This is a genomic window from Rhodococcus aetherivorans (genome assembly GCF_011058165.1).
Taxonomy (GTDB): Bacteria; Actinomycetota; Actinomycetes; order Mycobacteriales; family Mycobacteriaceae; genus Rhodococcus; species Rhodococcus aetherivorans.
The window spans coordinates 1-14,286 of the sequence record NZ_JAALEG010000122.1 but is presented as its reverse complement, the minus strand read 5'-3'; the positions used below and the strand labels follow the sequence as shown (position 1 = coordinate 14,286).

The window sequence follows — 14,286 nt, the reverse complement described above, 5'->3', positions numbered from 1 at the left end:
CCACCCACTCCCAGCTCACCGCCACCGAGCAACTCGCCGCCGGCGTCACCCCCGGCCAGGTCCGCCTCGCCGTGGGCATCGAAGGCATCGACGACATCCTCGCCGACATCACCACCGGCCTCGAGGCCGCCGGCGCCTGATCACGGCCGCACGCATCGATCCCGCCCCGGATGCCGGGGCGGGATCGCGCATGTCGGAACCGGGCGCTACCGCACGGCGACCGGGGCGGACACTTCGCCGAGCGCCCTGAGCGCCGGCACCCCGACCGGTTCGGTCGCGAGCAGCGGCACGACCGCGTAGCGATCGGCGAGTTCGGTACGGATCTTGTCGATCTGTTCGAGCTCGGCGGCGGCGCGGCGGCGCAGCAGCGGCGCGGTGGGCGCGGCGGCGGCCACGGAGTTGTCGATCACCCACGCCCAGGGGTGAATACCGGCACGTTCGAGGTCGGCCTGGAGCCCGGCGGCCTCGAGCACGGGGGTGGTCTCGGCGAGGGTGATCAACAGGACCTTGGTCGAAGCCGGGTCCTGCAGGCGCATCATCGGGGTGACGGCGTGCAGGCCCGGGCCCAGCTGCCGGGTGACGTCGCGGTGGTAGGACCCGGTGGCGTCGAGCAGCAGCAGGGTGTGGCCGGTGGGCGCGGTGTCGACGACGACGAACTTGCGCCGGGACTCCTGGATCACTCGCGAGAAGGCTTGGAAGACAGCCACTTCCTCGGTGCACGGGGAGCGCAGGTCCTCGGCGAGGGTCGCGCGGCCCTGCTCGTCGAGGTGCGCACCCTTGGTGGCCATCACCCGCTCGCGGTAGGCGCGAGTGGCCTCGGCGGGATCGATGCGCGAGACGTGGAGGTGTTCGACGTCGCCGTGCAGGGTCTCGGTCAGGTGTGCGGCGGGGTCGGTGGTGGTCAGGTGGACCTCGTGTCCGCGTTCGGCCAGGGCCACGGCGACGGCCGCGGCGACCGTGGTCTTCCCGACCCCGCCCTTGCCCATGCACATCACGAGACCGTGCCCGTCCCGCTCGATCTCGTCGATCAGGGCGCGCAGCGGTGCATCCGCGACCTCCGGCACCGCGCCGGTCTCCGGCGGGAGGTCCGTGCCGCCGTCGGCCGTCTCGAACAGCGTCCCGACGGCATCGAGACCGATCATGTTCGCGGCCTTGAGCTCGATCAGGTCCAGCGGCAACGGTTTCAGCGCCGCCGGCATGCCCGCCAATGCGGCCTGTTCGCGACGGTGGATCGCGAGGGCGAGGGGGTCCGTGTCGCCGGACGGCGCCGGCAGGACGCCGTTGACGACGACGTGCTGGCGGCTCAGCCCGAGGGTGGCGAGTTCGCCGTGCGTGCGGTCGATCTCGGCGAGGGCGGAGCGGGTGGCGCGGGCGACGAGCACGAGCCGGGTGCGCTGCGGGTCCGCCAGTGCGTCGACCGCGGCGGCGTACATGGCTTTCTGCTTGTCGAGCCCGGCGAGCGGTCCGAGGCACGACGCGTCACCCTTGCCCGCCTCGAGGAACTCGGTCCAGTTCCCGGGCAGCTGTAGCAGCCGGATGGTGTGTCCGGTGGGGGCGGTGTCGAACAGCACGTGGTCGAACGAGGCGATCTCGCCGTCGGTGTCGGTCAGCAGGGAGGTGAACTCGTCGAAGGACGCGACCTCGGTGGTGCACGAACCGGAGAGCTGCTCGGTGATCGAGGCGATCTCCGCGTCGGGCAGCAAACCCCGCACCGGTCCGACGATGCGTTCACGGTAGGCGTCGGCGGCCTGCTCGGGATCGATCTCGAGCGCCGACAGGCCCGGCACCGCGGGAATTGCGGTGAGGGCGTTGCCGATCGCCAGGCCGAAGACCTGGCCGACGTTCGAGGCGGGGTCCGTCGAGACCAGCAGCACCTTCTTCCCGGCGCGGGCGAGGCTCAGCGCGCTCGCACAGGCGATGGAGGTCTTGCCGACGCCGCCCTTGCCGGTGAAGAACACGAACCGCGGCGGGTCGGTCAGGAACGTGGGGGTGGTCATCCGGTGATCTCCTCGTCCTCGACAGCTCAGCAGCAGGTGGAGTCGCCGGGTGTGCAGCAGGCATCGTCCGCGAGATTCAGCATCGTCGCGCCGACGGGCGCCTGCGCGGCGTCGAGTCCCGCCCACGCGGCGAGCTGGGTCCGATCGGGGTAGCGGCCGGTGAGCACGGTGACGTCGTCGACGAGCACGAGCGGCAGACCGGCGGAGCCGGCGACCTCGAGGAAGCGCTTGACGGCGGGATTGTGCGCGAAGGCCAGCGGATCGTTGGCGAGGTTGTGCCGGGTGATGGCGGCACCCTGATCCTTCAGCCACTGCATGTCGGCCGTGAAGGTGACGAGGTTCCGGTCCACGTCGTCGCCGCACACGCCGGTGTTGCAGCACAGGGCTGGCTCGAAGACTGCGATGGTGCTCATGAGTTTCTCCTGGATCGGTCGGATCAGCGGGTGGGGGAGGCGGAGTCGAGCAGGCGGGCGGCGAGCGCGTCGACGCGGGCGGCGATGTCGTCGCGCACGAGGCGCATCCGTTCGATGCCGTCGATGCCGCGCTCGGACGGCTCGTCGGTGTCCCAGTTCTCCACGTACGCCGCGTCGACGCGGGCGTCGCGGCCGAGGGTGACGACGAGGTCGACCTCCCGCAGCAGCTGCGGATCGATCGGCTTGGGGTACTCGCCGTCCACCGGTGCGCCGACCTCCTCGAGCGCCTGCACCGAGAGGGCGTTGAGCGCCGGACCCGGTGCCGTTCCGGCGGAGTGCACGGCGATGCGGCCGCCGGCGGCCTGGCGCATCAGCGCGGCGGCCATCTGGGACTTGCCGCCGTTCTTCACGCAGACGAACAGCACCGAGGGTGTGCGCACGTGAGGGTTTCCTTCCGACCGGGCCGGCTGTCCGTTTGACGCCGTGTTTCGACAACCGTCAATATAGACGCATGCCGAATCAACCGCCGCGCGGGGACGAGCCCTGCTGCCCGCCGCTCAGCCGCGAGCCGCTCACCTCCGATTGGGCCGGTGACCTGGCTCGCATGTTCAAGGCCCTGGGCGATCCGGTGCGTCTGCGGATGCTGAGCCTGATCGCCAGCCACGAGGGCGGCGAGTGCTGCGTGTGCGACATCTCACCGTCCTTCGACCTGTCGCAACCGACCATCTCGCACCATCTGAAGGTGCTGCGGGAGGCCGGCCTCCTCGACTGCGAACGTCGCGGCACCTGGGTGCACTACCGGGTCGTCCCCTCCGCTCTGGCCCAGCTGTCCGCGGTGCTGTCCGTCGAATCCGGGATCGTCGCGAACTCGTCCTGCACGCCCGCCGTCACCCTCGAGGAGGTCGCCTCGTGACCACCACCAGCGACCACCCGGCCGTGGTCGGCAAGCTGTCCACACTCGACCGGTTCCTGCCGGTGTGGATCGGCGTGGCCATGGTCGTCGGCCTGTTGCTCGGCCGCCTGATCCCGGGCCTCGGCGACATCATCTCCGCCGTCGAGATCGACGGCATCTCGCTGCCGATCGCCCTCGGCCTGCTGATCATGATGTACCCGGTGCTGGCCAAGGTGCGCTACGACCGGCTCGACACCGTCACCGGCGACCGGCGGATGCTGATCGGCTCGCTGGTCCTGAACTGGATCGTCGGGCCGGCGTTGATGTTCGCCCTGGCCTGGCTGATGCTGCCCGACCTGCCCGAGTACCGCACCGGACTGATCATCGTCGGTCTGGCCCGCTGCATCGCCATGGTCATCATCTGGAACGACCTCGCCTGCGGCGACCGCGAAGCCGCCGCCGTGCTGGTCGCGCTGAACTCCGTCTTCCAGGTGATCATGTTCGCCGGCCTCGGCTGGTTCTATCTCTCGGTGCTGCCGGGCTGGCTCGGACTCGAACAGACCACCCTCGACGTCTCGCCCTGGCAGATCGCCAAGTCGGTGCTCATCTTCCTCGGCATCCCGCTGCTCGCCGGTTTCCTCACCCGGCACTTCGGCGAGAAGGCCAAGGGCCGGACCTGGTACGAGCAGAAGTTCCTGCCCAGGATCGGGCCGTGGGCCCTGTACGGGCTGCTGTTCACCATCGTGATGCTCTTCGCGCTGCAGGGCGAGCAGATCACCTCCCACCCGTGGGACGTCGCCCGCATCGCCCTGCCGCTGCTGGCGTACTTCGCGATCATGTGGGGCGGCGGCTATCTCCTGGGCGCCGCGATGGGTCTGGGCTACGAGCGCACCACCACCCTCGCGTTCACCGCGGCCGGCAACAACTTCGAACTCGCCATCGCCGTGGCCATCGCCACCTTCGGCGTCACCTCCGGGCAGGCCCTCGCGGGCGTCGTCGGGCCGCTCATCGAGGTGCCCGTGCTCGTCGGCCTCGTCTACGTCTCGCTCGCCCTGCGCAAGCGTTTCACCCCCTCCGCCACCCCCGCTGCTTCGTGAAGCCCGAGAGCCAGGGAGACGGCATGTCCGACCGCCACCAGCCCGAACTGCTCATGCCGCAGGCAGTACTCCAGCGTGCCGCCGAGCACCTCGCCGACAAGTACGACGGAATCTTCTCCCCGCAGACCGTCGAACGGGTGGTGTTCGAGTCCTATGCGGCACTGCGCCGCACCGCCACCGTCTGCACCCACCTGACCGCGCTCGCCCCGCGGTTCGCCGCCGAACGCCTGACCGCGCTGGCCCAGGCCGAAGGCGCCGTCGCCAAGGACGTTCCGGAGGTGCTGTTCGTCTGTGTACACAACGCCGGCCGCTCCCAGATGGCCGCCGCCCTGCTCGACCACCGTGCCGGTGGCCGCGTCCACGTCCGCTCCGCCGGCTCCGCGCCGATCGCGGCGATCAACCCGGTCGTGGTCGAGGCCATGGCCGAACTCGGACTCGATCTCGGCGCCGAGTTCCCCAAGCCGCTCACCGACGACGTCGTCGCCGCCGCGGACGTGGTCGTGACCATGGGCTGCGGCGACGCCTGCGCCGTCTACCCAGGCAAGCGCTACCTCGACTGGACCGTCCCCGACCCGGACGGACAATCCCTCGAGGTGGTCCGCACCCTCCGTGACGACCTCGACGCCCGGGTCCGCGCTCTGCTCGCCGACCTCACCGCCGTTCCCACCGTCTGACACCCGAAAGGTTCCCTCGATGACCACCAAGCCGTCCGTGCTGTTCGTGTGCGTGCACAACGCCGGCCGCTCCCAGATGGCCGCCGGATTCCTCACCGCCCTCGCCGGCGACGCCGTCGAGGTCCGTTCCGCCGGCAGCGCCCCCGCCGATCAGGTCAACCCCGCCGCCGTCGAGGCCATGGCCGAGCTCGGCATCGACATCTCCACCCAATCCCCGAAGATCCTCACCACCGACGCCGTCGAAGCCTCCGACGTGGTGATCACCATGGGCTGCGGCGACACCTGCCCGGTCTTCCCCGGCAAGAGCTACCGCGACTGGGTGCTCGAGGACCCGGCCGGCAAGGGCGTCGAGTCGGTCCGCCCCATCCGCGACGAGATCAAGACGCGGGTCGAGGCACTGATCGCCGAACTCGTCCCCGGCGCCGTCCGCAGCTGACCCGACAGCAGGGCGGGCCCCGGCCGGATCCGTCGGGACACGCCCTGCGGCCCGGCCGGGTCGGCCACACTGGAGCCCGGGGCGACTCCCACCTTCCCCGCGAACCGAGAAGGGGTGTGCGATGACGGCACTGCCCATCGTCTGGCAACGCCTGGTCAGCCAGGGCCAGACGTGCCGCCGCTGCGCCGGCACCGGTGAGCAGGTCCAGCACGCGGTCGGCACGCTCGAGCAGGTCCTGCGCCCGCTCGGCATCGCACCGCAACTCGAGGTCCGCGAACTCGACGACGCCGCCTTCGCCGCGAACCCGGCCGAATCCAACCGCATCTGGATCGCCGGCCGTCCGCTCGAGGACTGGCTCGACGCCGACGTCGGCAGCAGCCGCTGCTGCTCGGTGTGCGGCGACTCCCCGTGCCGGACCGTCGCACTCGGACCGGTCACGTTCGAGGAGATCCCCGAACGACTGATCGTCAAAGCAGCCCTGATCGCCGCGGCGAGCCTGCTCGACGCCCCCGAACACCCTGACGGCTGACACCGGTAGCTCTGCGCACGACGACGGGCCACGGGTGACGAGGGAGACGATGAGCGCGATCGAGGTGGACGTCGTGGTGATCGGGGGCGGGCAGGCCGGCCTGGCCGCCGGGTACTACCTGCGCCGGGCCGGGCACGAGTTCGTCATCCTCGACGACCGGTCCGCGCCGGGCGGGGCGTGGCCGCACACCTGGCCGTCGCTGCGGCTGTTCTCCCCGGCGGAGTATGCGTCGCTGCCGGGATGGCCGATGCCGCCGTGGCGGGACGGGTTCCCACCGGCTCGGCATGTGATCGAGTATCTGACCGCGTACGAGCGTCGCTACGGCCTGCCGGTGCGGCGGCCGGTGCGGGTGCGGGCGGTCACCCGTGACGACGACCGGGAGCGGCTGCGGGTGGACACCGCGGAGCAGGTGTGGCGGGCGCGGCGGGTGATCAGTGCCACCGGCACCTGGCAGCAGCCGTTCTGGCCCGTCTATCCCGGAGCCCGCAGCTTCGCGGGCAGACAGTTGCACACCGTGCAGTACCGCACCCCGGGTGAATTCGCCGGTAAGACGGTGGTGGTGGTCGGCGGCGGCAACTCCGGGGCCCAGCTGGTCGCCGAGATCTCGGAGGTCACCGGCACCACCTGGGTGACCCCCCGGCCGCCGCGGTTCCTGCCGGACGACGTCGACGGACGCGTGCTGTTCGAGATGGCCTCGCGGCGCGCGCTGGCGCTGGCGGCCGGACGCCCCGATCCGGGCGGCATCACCGACCTCGGTGACATCGTGATGGTCCCGGAGGTCCTCGCGGCCCGGGACCGCGGCGCGCTGGATCCGCTGCCGATGTTCGACCGACTGACCCGTGACGGCGTCTTCTGGGACGACACCGGCGAGAGCCGGCACGCGGAGGTGATCGTGTGGGCCACCGGTTTTCGGCCCGCCCTGACGCCTCTGCGGCCGTTGCACCTGCGTGGGCCGGACGGTTCGATCGCTGTGGCGGGCACCCAGGCGTTGAAGGAACCCCGGCTGCATCTGCTCGGCTACGGGGACTGGACCGGCCCCGGCTCGGCCACGCTGATCGGGGTCGGGCGCACCGCCAAGGCCGCCGTCGCCGGGCTGGCGATGGACCCAGCCCCTGAGCCCCCGTCGTTGATTCGTGTCGGATTCCCAACCGTTTCAGGACGTGACTCCGGTTTCGGGCATGGGTGTGTCGCCGACACCCTGGCTGCGTGCCGAGCATCCCGCCCGCCCGGGTGTGGTGGACGACCGTCGACTCCGGTTCCGACCCGGGTCTCGCCGTCTCTTGTCACCGCCTACGACAGGCGTGATGAGCGACGCACGAGAACGGCCCACCGCACCCGGACGCTGCTCGCGGTCCGCACCTCGCCGGTCTCGGTCACCGCGGGCGGTTCGGGGGTGCGCATCGGTTCTCGAGACTCCGGTGCACGGTGGTACGTCGCGTCGAGTGTGCGCGTGGCGGCCCGTTCGACCAGCAGGGGGACGAAGTCTCGGATGCGGCATCCGTCGAGCCGGCCGAGCGTGGCCTCGATCAGGCCCCCCACCACCTCGGGGTCGAGGTCGGGGTAGCGCTGGCCGAGTCGGATTCGGACGACGTCGATGGCGTGCACTTCGCTGTCGTCCATGAGAAGTATTGTCCCGCAGAACAGGACGGGTAGGAACACGTTTCGATACCACTTCGATCTGCGCACCCGCGGCGGAATCAGGCCCCTCTGCACGAGGCCGGTGGGGTCTGTTCGGATCGTCGGCCGGCCCGGGTCATGTCGAACGCCTGCGGCGGTGGGCACGGGCCGGCGGCGGGCCACTCGATGACGAGATGGTCGATCGGGCCCGTCTCGTCGCTGTCGATAACGGCCGTCGCAGAGCCTCTCCCACTGTTGCGAAACGCTCGAACCGACTCCGCCCGAGGCCCTATCCTCTGCACGGCGGGTCGTGTACGGGGGGCAGGAACCGGGTTCGTCGTTGACGGTGGCCCTGTGTGCCCACCTTCGGCGCGGTGTCCGCCCGGGGAAGGCACCTCGTGCAACCGAGCGAAAGCACGTGAGACCGTTTCCCGGACCACGCACCGTTCACCCCGGACGGTGAGGAAGATCAGCACTTTCCCCGAGGCGGATGCGGGATCGGCGCATACTGCTGATGTCTCATCCAACCTGTGAAGGGGACCGCCATGTCCGAGGATGTACGTCACAACCCGGGAAGCATCAGCGTCAAGCAGGGCATCGCGGCGGGCACGTCGGTGGGGGCGGCGGTCATCATGGCCACCGTCGGCATCGTCCAGTTGCTCCAGGGCATCGCCGCGGTGGCCGAGGACGAGTTGTTCGTCCAGGGCCCGGAGTACACGTTCAAGTTCGACTTCACGGCGTGGGGGTGGATCCACATCGTCCTCGGAGTGGTGTTGGTGGTCGTGGGCATCGCCTTGATCACCGGCGCAACGTGGGCGCGGGTAGCGGCGATCGTTGTCGCGGCACTGTCGATCCTGGCGAACTTCCTGTGGCTGCCGTACTACCCGTGGTGGTCGATCCTGATCATCGCCTTGGACGTGGTGGTCATCTGGGCGGTGTCGACCTGGAATCCGCGAGCCGACTACTAGGACGAATCCTGCCGTCGGGCCGAGCTTCGCCCTCGGCAACGCGACGGCCGTCAGGCGCTGACGTCCGTCGGTCAGCCCCTGCAGGTCGATCAGATTTCGGAGGTTTGCACATGAGCAAGCACGAGCACGACATCCTGTACGTGAGCGCTGCGGCATACGACAGCGTCGAGGACGCCGTAGCGGACTACGAGGCACTCGAGCAGCTGTACCGCGAGATACGCACCTCCCACGACTTCGACGCGTCCGTCATCGCCAAGGACGAGAACGGGAAGGTCCACATCGTCAAGAAGCACGAACAACCCACCCGCCACGGGGCAGCGGTCGGCCTCGGCTGGGGACTGGCGGTGGGTGTGGTGGCGGCGCTGTTCCCGCCCGTGGGCATCGGTCTCGTCGGCGCCGCCGCCGGCGGGACGGCCCTCGGGGCCGTGGTGGGGCACGCCAGCGACCGGATGAAACGCAGCGACGTCAAAGAACTCGGTGAGACCCTCGACGAGGGCCAGGCCGGCGTGATCGTGGTGTACGAAACGAACCTCGCCGATCAGATCGTCGCAAACATCAAAGCCGCCAACCGGATCGTCTCCAAAGCCACCGACATGGCCGCCGACCAACTCGCCATCGACATCAGGAACGCCGAGCAGAATCGATAACCTCGCGAACGCTCGCATCGCCCCCTGAGCTCCGCGTTCGAGCGCGTCCGCACACGGCCGCATACCTGCCGCTCAGGCCGGCCGTCCCGGCGTCGTGCCCAGCCCGCGCCACTCGCTGTCCCAGGCCGCCCCTCGGCGATGCTCGGCCCACCGGTGCAGCCCGTACAGCCCCGCGCCTGCCGCCGCCGTCACCGTCCATACCGTCAGGGCCGTGACGACGGCGGTGGCGGCACTGTCCGCCCCACTCCGCGGAGGGGCGACCGGAGTGCCGGTCACATCGACCCTTTCGATCCGGTCGTACCGGCGCATCAAAGGACTGCGGCTCCACGGGGCCCGACGCCACAGGCGAACGGTCCGGGACGGTCCGGTCTCCATCACCTTCACCCCGCACGTCTACTTCGGCCCGAGGTCACGGCCGGCGCAGGCGGTCCCCGCACCGGCACCTCGTGCAGTCGCTCGTCAGCGACGGGGCATGCTGTCGCGCCCGGTGGTGCCCTGCCCGGCGGTATTCTGCCCCACCGCCTTGGCCTCGAGCTGCGCGAACTCCGCGGGGGTGATCGCACCCGAGTCGAGCAGGGCCTTCGCGTCGGCGATCTGCCCGGCCGGAGATCTGCCGGCCGTCACCTGCCGGATGTACTCGTCGGTGGTCTGCCTGGCCGCGAGCTGCGCCTGCCCGGCCCGGATGGCCATCCCCTGGCCGCGCACCACGAGGTAGATCAAGGCGCTGAAGAACGGGACCACGATCAGCACCACCACCCAGAAGGCCTTGGCCACGCCGGAGACGGTGTGGTCCCGGAACAGATCGATCAGGATCTGGAACAGCACGATCAGATACGCCGCGAACACGAACACGACGATCGTGTACCACAGGAAATCCCAGAACGACTCCATGATGTGCACCTCCTCGACCGGACCTCCTCGACCGCCACAGCGGCGTCGACGCCGCTGCTACGGCACCGCACACTGCCCGGACTCGACCGGATCGAGCAGGCGCCGCCGGGTGAATCGTTCGACCAGCTCGGGGCAGGTCCGGCACCGGAACCCCCGCAAGTCCTCGACGCCGGCGCCACGACCGCCTCCACTCGATGCAGGTGGGGACGGCCGTCGAACTCGGCGACGAGCCGCTCCACCGCTCCGCGGTGAGGGGAACCGCACCCGCCTCGGTCATGCTCGTCTCGAATCAGGCAGTCCCGGTGTGCTCCGCCGGATAGGACTGCCTCGAGTGTATGTCCGGCCACTGCCCCGGCACCCGGGAACGAGATGACGGTGATCATCCGGTCGGTGACCAGCGCAATCCGCTTCCCATCGGGTGAGGTGGTCGACCCCGACCTCGAGGTCCTCCCACGCCGCGCCGAGATCCCTCGGCCTCGAAGCGGTCGGCCGGCTCCACCCCTCCTCGGCCGGTCTGTCCCGCGGTCAGCCCCGGGATGCCGGGCGTCCCGGGTCATCCGCACCGGTCGTCGCGTCCTGCTTCGTCACCGCTGGGCGCGGTCCCGTCGAAAAATCCCGCCAGCCGACGAGCACCGTGTGCACGGTTTCGGCGCCGTGCAGCGGTTCGGGCGGGGCGGGCAGATCGGCGGGGTAGACGAGAAACGGAGTGCTCTGCGGTCCGCCCATGCCGCCGTGCGAGCCGACCTGCTCCTCGAACGCCGCGACCTCGTCGGTGTCGGGCCAGTACGTGCCGCCGACCATGATGTCGGCAACGTTGTCGAAGGTGTCGGTGCGACGCACCTTCGCCAGCGCGTCGGGGCCCATCACCGCCAGCGGGTTCCGGCCGGTGACCTTCCCCGTGGTCACGTCGACCTCGCCGTGGGGCCCGAGCACCACGGACCCCCCGGGAGCGGCCACGAGCAGGAAGCCGATCCCGGGATGCTCGCGCAGCCCGGTGAGCAGACCGGGGTGGGCGGCCTCGATGGCGTGGACGTCGGCGCGTCCGGGCAGGTGCGGGAAGTAGACCAGGCCGAGGTTGCCCGAGCCGAGCACGATCGGCTCACCCGCGCAGGCGTGCGCCTCCTCGGCCGCGGCCGGCGAGTGCACGCTGGCCGCGGCGTAGGCGCGCCCCTCCGACCCGGGCTGGGCGGAGACGTCGGATTCGCGCTCGTACCAGTGGCGCTTCGCCGGTTCGCGCCGGGTGGCCAGCCGGATGACCAACTGCCCCAAGGTTTCCCCGTAGCGTTGCAGAAAGGTCGCGCCCTGACTCTGCCCGTGGTCGGACAGCACGACGACGCGGTAGGGCCGATCGGCCTGCGCCACCACGGCGAGCAGCATCTCGACGACGTCGTCGAGTTTGGTCAGCACCGCGAGGGTCTCGGGCCGGGAGATGCCGGAGTGGTGCGACACCTCGTCGTAGCCGATCAGGTCGACGTAGACGACGCTGCGCCCCTTGATCAGATCGCCGACCACCGCCGCGACGGCGACATCGGTGGCGAGCACGGTCGCGAACGCCCGCACGAACGGATAGAGCCCGCCCCGCGGCACCCGCGGCTGGATGTCCTTCCGCTTCTGCCGCAGCGACTGGCGTAGTTCCCGTTGCAGTTCCGCGAGCATCCGGATGAACGTGCGCAGCGCGCTCGCCGGGTCGGCGAAGTAGTCGCTGTAGCCGGCACCGCCGCCGAGGCGGGCACCGCGCATGCGGCTGACGACGAGCACGTTGTCGTGCGCGCCGCCGGTGAACAGGTTGCCCCGGCTCGTACCGTCGTGCGCCAGCAGGCCGGGGATGTGGGTGCGTTCGAGTTCGCGTTGCTCGTTGTCGACCGGGTTGCTGAACACCGAGACGTGCTCGGTGGTCTTGTCGTACCAGCGGAACGCCGGCACGTTGTGGTTGGAGCCGTGCAGCACGCCCAGCTGGGTCGCACCCGTCTGACTGCTCCAGTCGGTGTGCCACGGCATCAGCCGGTGGGTCTCGCGCACCAACTTCGCCAGCGCGGGGGTCACACCGTCGGCGATCGCGCGACGCAGCACGTCGTAGCCGAGGCCGTCGATCTGGATGCACAACAGCCCCGGGGACGCGTCCACGAGTGCGGTGTTGCGACGCAACCGGAACCGCTGTCGGCGCACCTGCATCAGCCGGTACGCGGTATCGGAACGGGACGCGATGGCGCCCGAGACGACGGAGGTGAACAGCGAGAGCAGCGCCGCGAGGTAGAACGCATCCCGGCGCTGGTCCACCGACGCGACCGGTACCAGGTAGAGCGTCAACAGCATGATCACACCGCCCGCCACGAACACCCCGACGAACAGCAGCACCGGACCGATCCACGACATCAACCGCATCATCACCGGCCACAGCGCCGCGTTCAGGAGGCCGAACACCAACGCGAGCGCCAGCGCGGCCGGCAGCGTCGGTAGCGGAGTGAAGCCCGACGGGTCCAGGGTGATGCCGTCGAGGATGCGGTCGAGCACGATGAGCGCGAGCGCCGACGACCCCCACAGCACCAGGAACTCGACGAGCACCCGCACCATGCCGCCCACCGTGCGCATCGCGGCCCCTTCCCTCGTCTGGAATCGTAAGGGTCGTGAGCACGCCACCGGGTCCGGATGCCGCCACATCCGGTGTGCGCTGGCTCGGACATGCCAGCGCGCTGATCATGGACCGCGGGACGGTCGTCCTGACCGATCCGGTGCTGACCGACCGCGTCGCGCATCTGCGCCGCCGCCGGGGGCCCACCCCGATCGGGCCGCACGTGCGCAACCCGGACGCCGTCCTGCTCTCGCACCTGCACGCCGACCACACCCACCTGCCGTCGCTGCGGCTGCTCGACCCGGACGTTCCGATCGTGGCCCCGTGGCGGGCGATCGACGGCCTGCCCGCGCTGCGCCGATTCGCCGACCGCCTGGTGCCGCTGCGGCCCGGCGACGAGACACGGATCGGCACGCTCACCGTCCGGGCGGTGCCCGCCCGACACGACGGGCGGCGCTGGCGACGCGGCCCGGAACTCGCCCCGGCGATCGGGTACGTCGTCGAGGGGGACCGGCGGACCTACTTCGCCGGCGACACCGACCTGTACCCGGACCTCGCCGACCACGTCGGCCCGGTGGACCTCGCGTTGCTACCCGTCGGGGGCTGGGGTCCGACCCTCGGCAACGGCCACCTCGACCCGTCCCGGGCCGCGGTCGTCGCGCGCCTGGTGGCAGCGGGCCTGGCGGTGCCGATCCACTACGGCACGCTGTGGCCGATCGGCCTCGACGCCGTACGCCCCCGGTTGTTCTTCGGTCCGGGCGCCGAATTCGTCCACCACGCCCAGCGGGCGGGGATCGTCGCGGTGGAATTGCCCCCGGGTGGCGCACTCGGCGCACCGGGCGCCGGCCCCGGTTCGCCGGGACCACACCGCGTATGAACTCGGCCACCTCGGCTCACGGGATGCCGTAGGCGCGGTGGTCGGCCTCGCGGAGCGCGCTCACGTAGTCGCCCCGTCCGCGGCCGGTCCCGTCCGCGCCGGGCGGCACGGCGAGCATCCCCCGGAACTCGTCGACGCTGCGATACCCCTTGCGGCGCATCCACTCGCGCACGCCGTCGAGCAGGACGGCGGCGTACTCGGGACCGTGGCGCAGCAACGCCGAGGCGGACTGCACGACGTCCGCGCCGGCGAGCAGGTACTTGATCACGTCGGTGGCGTCCTCGACGCCGGTGGTCGCGGCCAGGTCGGCACGCACCCGTCCACGCAGCAACGCGATCCAGGTCTGCGGCAGCCGGGTTTCCGCGGGGGTCGAGAGGGTCACGGCAGGCACCACGGTGAGGGTTTCGGGATCGATGTCGGGCTGCAGCAACCGGTTGAACAGCACCAGCCCGTCGGCCCCGGCCTCGTCGAGGCGAAGCGCCATCTCGGCGATCGAACTGAACTGGGGGCTCACCTTGACCGCCACCGGCACGGTGACGGCGTCCGCGACCCGGGCCAGGACGTCGAGGTGCCGTTGTTCGACGTCCCGGCCGCTGATGTGCGGATCACCGGGCAGGTAGTAGATGTTCAGCTCGATCGCGGCCGCACGCCCGACGCCGAACGACCTGCCGTACGCCGC

At 70.7% G+C, this 14,286-nt stretch carries 16 protein-coding genes and 1 pseudogene; 10 read left to right on the top strand and 7 right to left on the bottom strand.

Going from position 1 to position 14,286, the window contains the following annotated elements; genetic code table 11:
- Positions 1-140 (top strand): PLP-dependent transferase (locus tag G6039_RS27970; protein WP_206531416.1); only part of this gene is annotated, 140 nt, incomplete at its 5' end.
- Between the two features lie 66 nt (positions 141-206).
- On the opposite strand, the gene arsA is transcribed toward G6039_RS27970, so the two are convergent.
- From arsA to G6039_RS27955, 3 genes are read right to left on the bottom strand one after another with little or no spacing between them, the layout of a single operon-like run.
- Entirely contained in the window at positions 207-1,997 is a 1,791-nt protein-coding gene (arsA, locus tag G6039_RS27965) for an arsenical pump-driving ATPase (protein WP_043797945.1), read from the bottom strand.
- 26 nt (positions 1,998-2,023) lie between these two features.
- Positions 2,024-2,410 carry an arsenite efflux transporter metallochaperone ArsD gene (arsD, locus tag G6039_RS27960; RefSeq protein WP_006945082.1) on the bottom strand — a complete coding sequence of 129 codons (387 nt, stop codon included), beginning with the start codon at positions 2,408-2,410 and terminating at the stop codon, positions 2,024-2,026.
- A gap of 23 nt (positions 2,411-2,433) precedes the next feature.
- A complete protein-coding gene (locus G6039_RS27955; RefSeq protein WP_029546373.1) occupies positions 2,434-2,850 on the bottom strand; it encodes an arsenate-mycothiol transferase ArsC in 417 nt (138 codons plus the stop codon).
- A 71-nt stretch (positions 2,851-2,921) separates the two neighbouring features.
- Here G6039_RS27955 and G6039_RS27950 point away from each other — a divergent pair, with 71 nt between their 5' ends.
- The 6 genes and pseudogenes from G6039_RS27950 to G6039_RS27925 form a co-directional block, all read left to right on the top strand.
- Entirely contained in the window at positions 2,922-3,323 is a 402-nt protein-coding gene (locus G6039_RS27950; RefSeq protein WP_043797947.1) for an ArsR/SmtB family transcription factor, read from the top strand.
- Positions 3,320-4,399: an ACR3 family arsenite efflux transporter gene (gene arsB, locus G6039_RS27945; RefSeq protein WP_043797950.1), complete on the top strand. Its 1,080-nt coding sequence runs from the start codon at positions 3,320-3,322 to the stop codon at positions 4,397-4,399. The genes G6039_RS27950 and arsB overlap by 4 nt, the downstream gene beginning before the upstream one ends.
- 23 nt (positions 4,400-4,422) lie before the next feature.
- On the top strand, positions 4,423-5,073 hold the full coding sequence (locus G6039_RS27940; RefSeq protein WP_006945075.1) for an arsenate reductase ArsC: 651 nt from the start codon (positions 4,423-4,425) through the stop codon (positions 5,071-5,073).
- A gap of 19 nt (positions 5,074-5,092) precedes the next feature.
- Entirely contained in the window at positions 5,093-5,509 is a 417-nt protein-coding gene (locus G6039_RS27935) for an arsenate reductase ArsC (protein ID WP_006945074.1), read from the top strand.
- Between the two features lie 121 nt (positions 5,510-5,630).
- Positions 5,631-6,038: a DUF2703 domain-containing protein gene (locus G6039_RS27930; protein WP_006945072.1), complete on the top strand. Its 408-nt coding sequence runs from the start codon at positions 5,631-5,633 to the stop codon at positions 6,036-6,038.
- 49 nt (positions 6,039-6,087) lie between these two features.
- Positions 6,088-7,143: pseudogene (locus tag G6039_RS27925) on the top strand (ArsO family NAD(P)H-dependent flavin-containing monooxygenase); the annotation flags it as partial.
- A gap of 185 nt (positions 7,144-7,328) precedes the next feature.
- Here G6039_RS27925 and G6039_RS31525 read toward each other — a convergent pair.
- Positions 7,329-7,658: a three-helix bundle dimerization domain-containing protein gene (locus G6039_RS31525; RefSeq protein ID WP_006945068.1), complete on the bottom strand. Its 330-nt coding sequence runs from the start codon at positions 7,656-7,658 to the stop codon at positions 7,329-7,331.
- Positions 7,659-8,200: 542 nt separating this feature from the next.
- Between G6039_RS31525 and G6039_RS27920 the strand changes: the two genes are divergently transcribed.
- Complete coding sequence (locus G6039_RS27920) at positions 8,201-8,623, top strand: DUF7144 family membrane protein (protein WP_043797955.1); 423 nt, start codon at positions 8,201-8,203, stop codon at positions 8,621-8,623.
- Between the two features lie 110 nt (positions 8,624-8,733).
- Positions 8,734-9,270 (top strand): DUF1269 domain-containing protein, encoded by a 537-nt coding sequence (locus G6039_RS27915; RefSeq protein WP_006945064.1) that lies wholly within the window; start codon positions 8,734-8,736, stop codon positions 9,268-9,270.
- 459 nt (positions 9,271-9,729) lie between these two features.
- Here G6039_RS27915 and G6039_RS27910 read toward each other — a convergent pair whose 3' ends face one another.
- Both G6039_RS27910 and G6039_RS27905 read right to left on the bottom strand, forming a co-directional pair.
- Positions 9,730-10,161 carry a PLDc N-terminal domain-containing protein gene (locus tag G6039_RS27910; protein ID WP_043797958.1) on the bottom strand — a complete coding sequence of 144 codons (432 nt, stop codon included), beginning with the start codon at positions 10,159-10,161 and terminating at the stop codon, positions 9,730-9,732.
- A gap of 525 nt (positions 10,162-10,686) precedes the next feature.
- A complete protein-coding gene (locus tag G6039_RS27905) occupies positions 10,687-12,750 on the bottom strand; it encodes a phage holin family protein (protein WP_043797961.1) in 2,064 nt (687 codons plus the stop codon).
- A 35-nt stretch (positions 12,751-12,785) separates the two neighbouring features.
- On the opposite strand from G6039_RS27905, the gene G6039_RS27900 reads away from it, so the two are divergent.
- Positions 12,786-13,607, top strand: a complete 822-nt coding sequence (locus G6039_RS27900; protein WP_006945056.1) for an MBL fold metallo-hydrolase — start codon at positions 12,786-12,788, stop codon at positions 13,605-13,607.
- A gap of 16 nt (positions 13,608-13,623) precedes the next feature.
- On the opposite strand, the gene G6039_RS27895 is transcribed toward G6039_RS27900, so the two are convergent.
- Positions 13,624-14,286, bottom strand: a 663-nt coding sequence (locus tag G6039_RS27895; protein WP_164528161.1) for a beta/alpha barrel domain-containing protein, incomplete at its 5' end; no start/stop codon positions are given.

What these genes read in the sequence shown, in the direction of transcription:
- arsA (WP_043797945.1), bottom strand. Translation starts at nt 1,997, where the DNA reads ATGACCACCCCCACGTTCCTGACCGACCCGCCGCGGTTCGTGTTCTTC.
- arsD (WP_006945082.1), bottom strand. Translation starts at nt 2,410, where the DNA reads ATGAGCACCATCGCAGTCTTCGAGCCAGCCCTGTGCTGCAACACCGGC.
- G6039_RS27950 (WP_043797947.1), top strand. Translation starts at nt 2,922, where the DNA reads ATGCCGAATCAACCGCCGCGCGGGGACGAGCCCTGCTGCCCGCCGCTC.
- G6039_RS27940 (WP_006945075.1), top strand. Translation starts at nt 4,423, where the DNA reads ATGTCCGACCGCCACCAGCCCGAACTGCTCATGCCGCAGGCAGTACTC.
- G6039_RS27935 (WP_006945074.1), top strand. Translation starts at nt 5,093, where the DNA reads ATGACCACCAAGCCGTCCGTGCTGTTCGTGTGCGTGCACAACGCCGGC.
- G6039_RS27930 (WP_006945072.1), top strand. Translation starts at nt 5,631, where the DNA reads ATGACGGCACTGCCCATCGTCTGGCAACGCCTGGTCAGCCAGGGCCAG.
- G6039_RS31525 (WP_006945068.1), bottom strand. Translation starts at nt 7,658, where the DNA reads ATGGACGACAGCGAAGTGCACGCCATCGACGTCGTCCGAATCCGACTC.
- G6039_RS27920 (WP_043797955.1), top strand. Translation starts at nt 8,201, where the DNA reads ATGTCCGAGGATGTACGTCACAACCCGGGAAGCATCAGCGTCAAGCAG.
- G6039_RS27915 (WP_006945064.1), top strand. Translation starts at nt 8,734, where the DNA reads ATGAGCAAGCACGAGCACGACATCCTGTACGTGAGCGCTGCGGCATAC.
- G6039_RS27910 (WP_043797958.1), bottom strand. Translation starts at nt 10,161, where the DNA reads ATGGAGTCGTTCTGGGATTTCCTGTGGTACACGATCGTCGTGTTCGTG.
- G6039_RS27905 (WP_043797961.1), bottom strand. Translation starts at nt 12,750, where the DNA reads ATGCGCACGGTGGGCGGCATGGTGCGGGTGCTCGTCGAGTTCCTGGTG.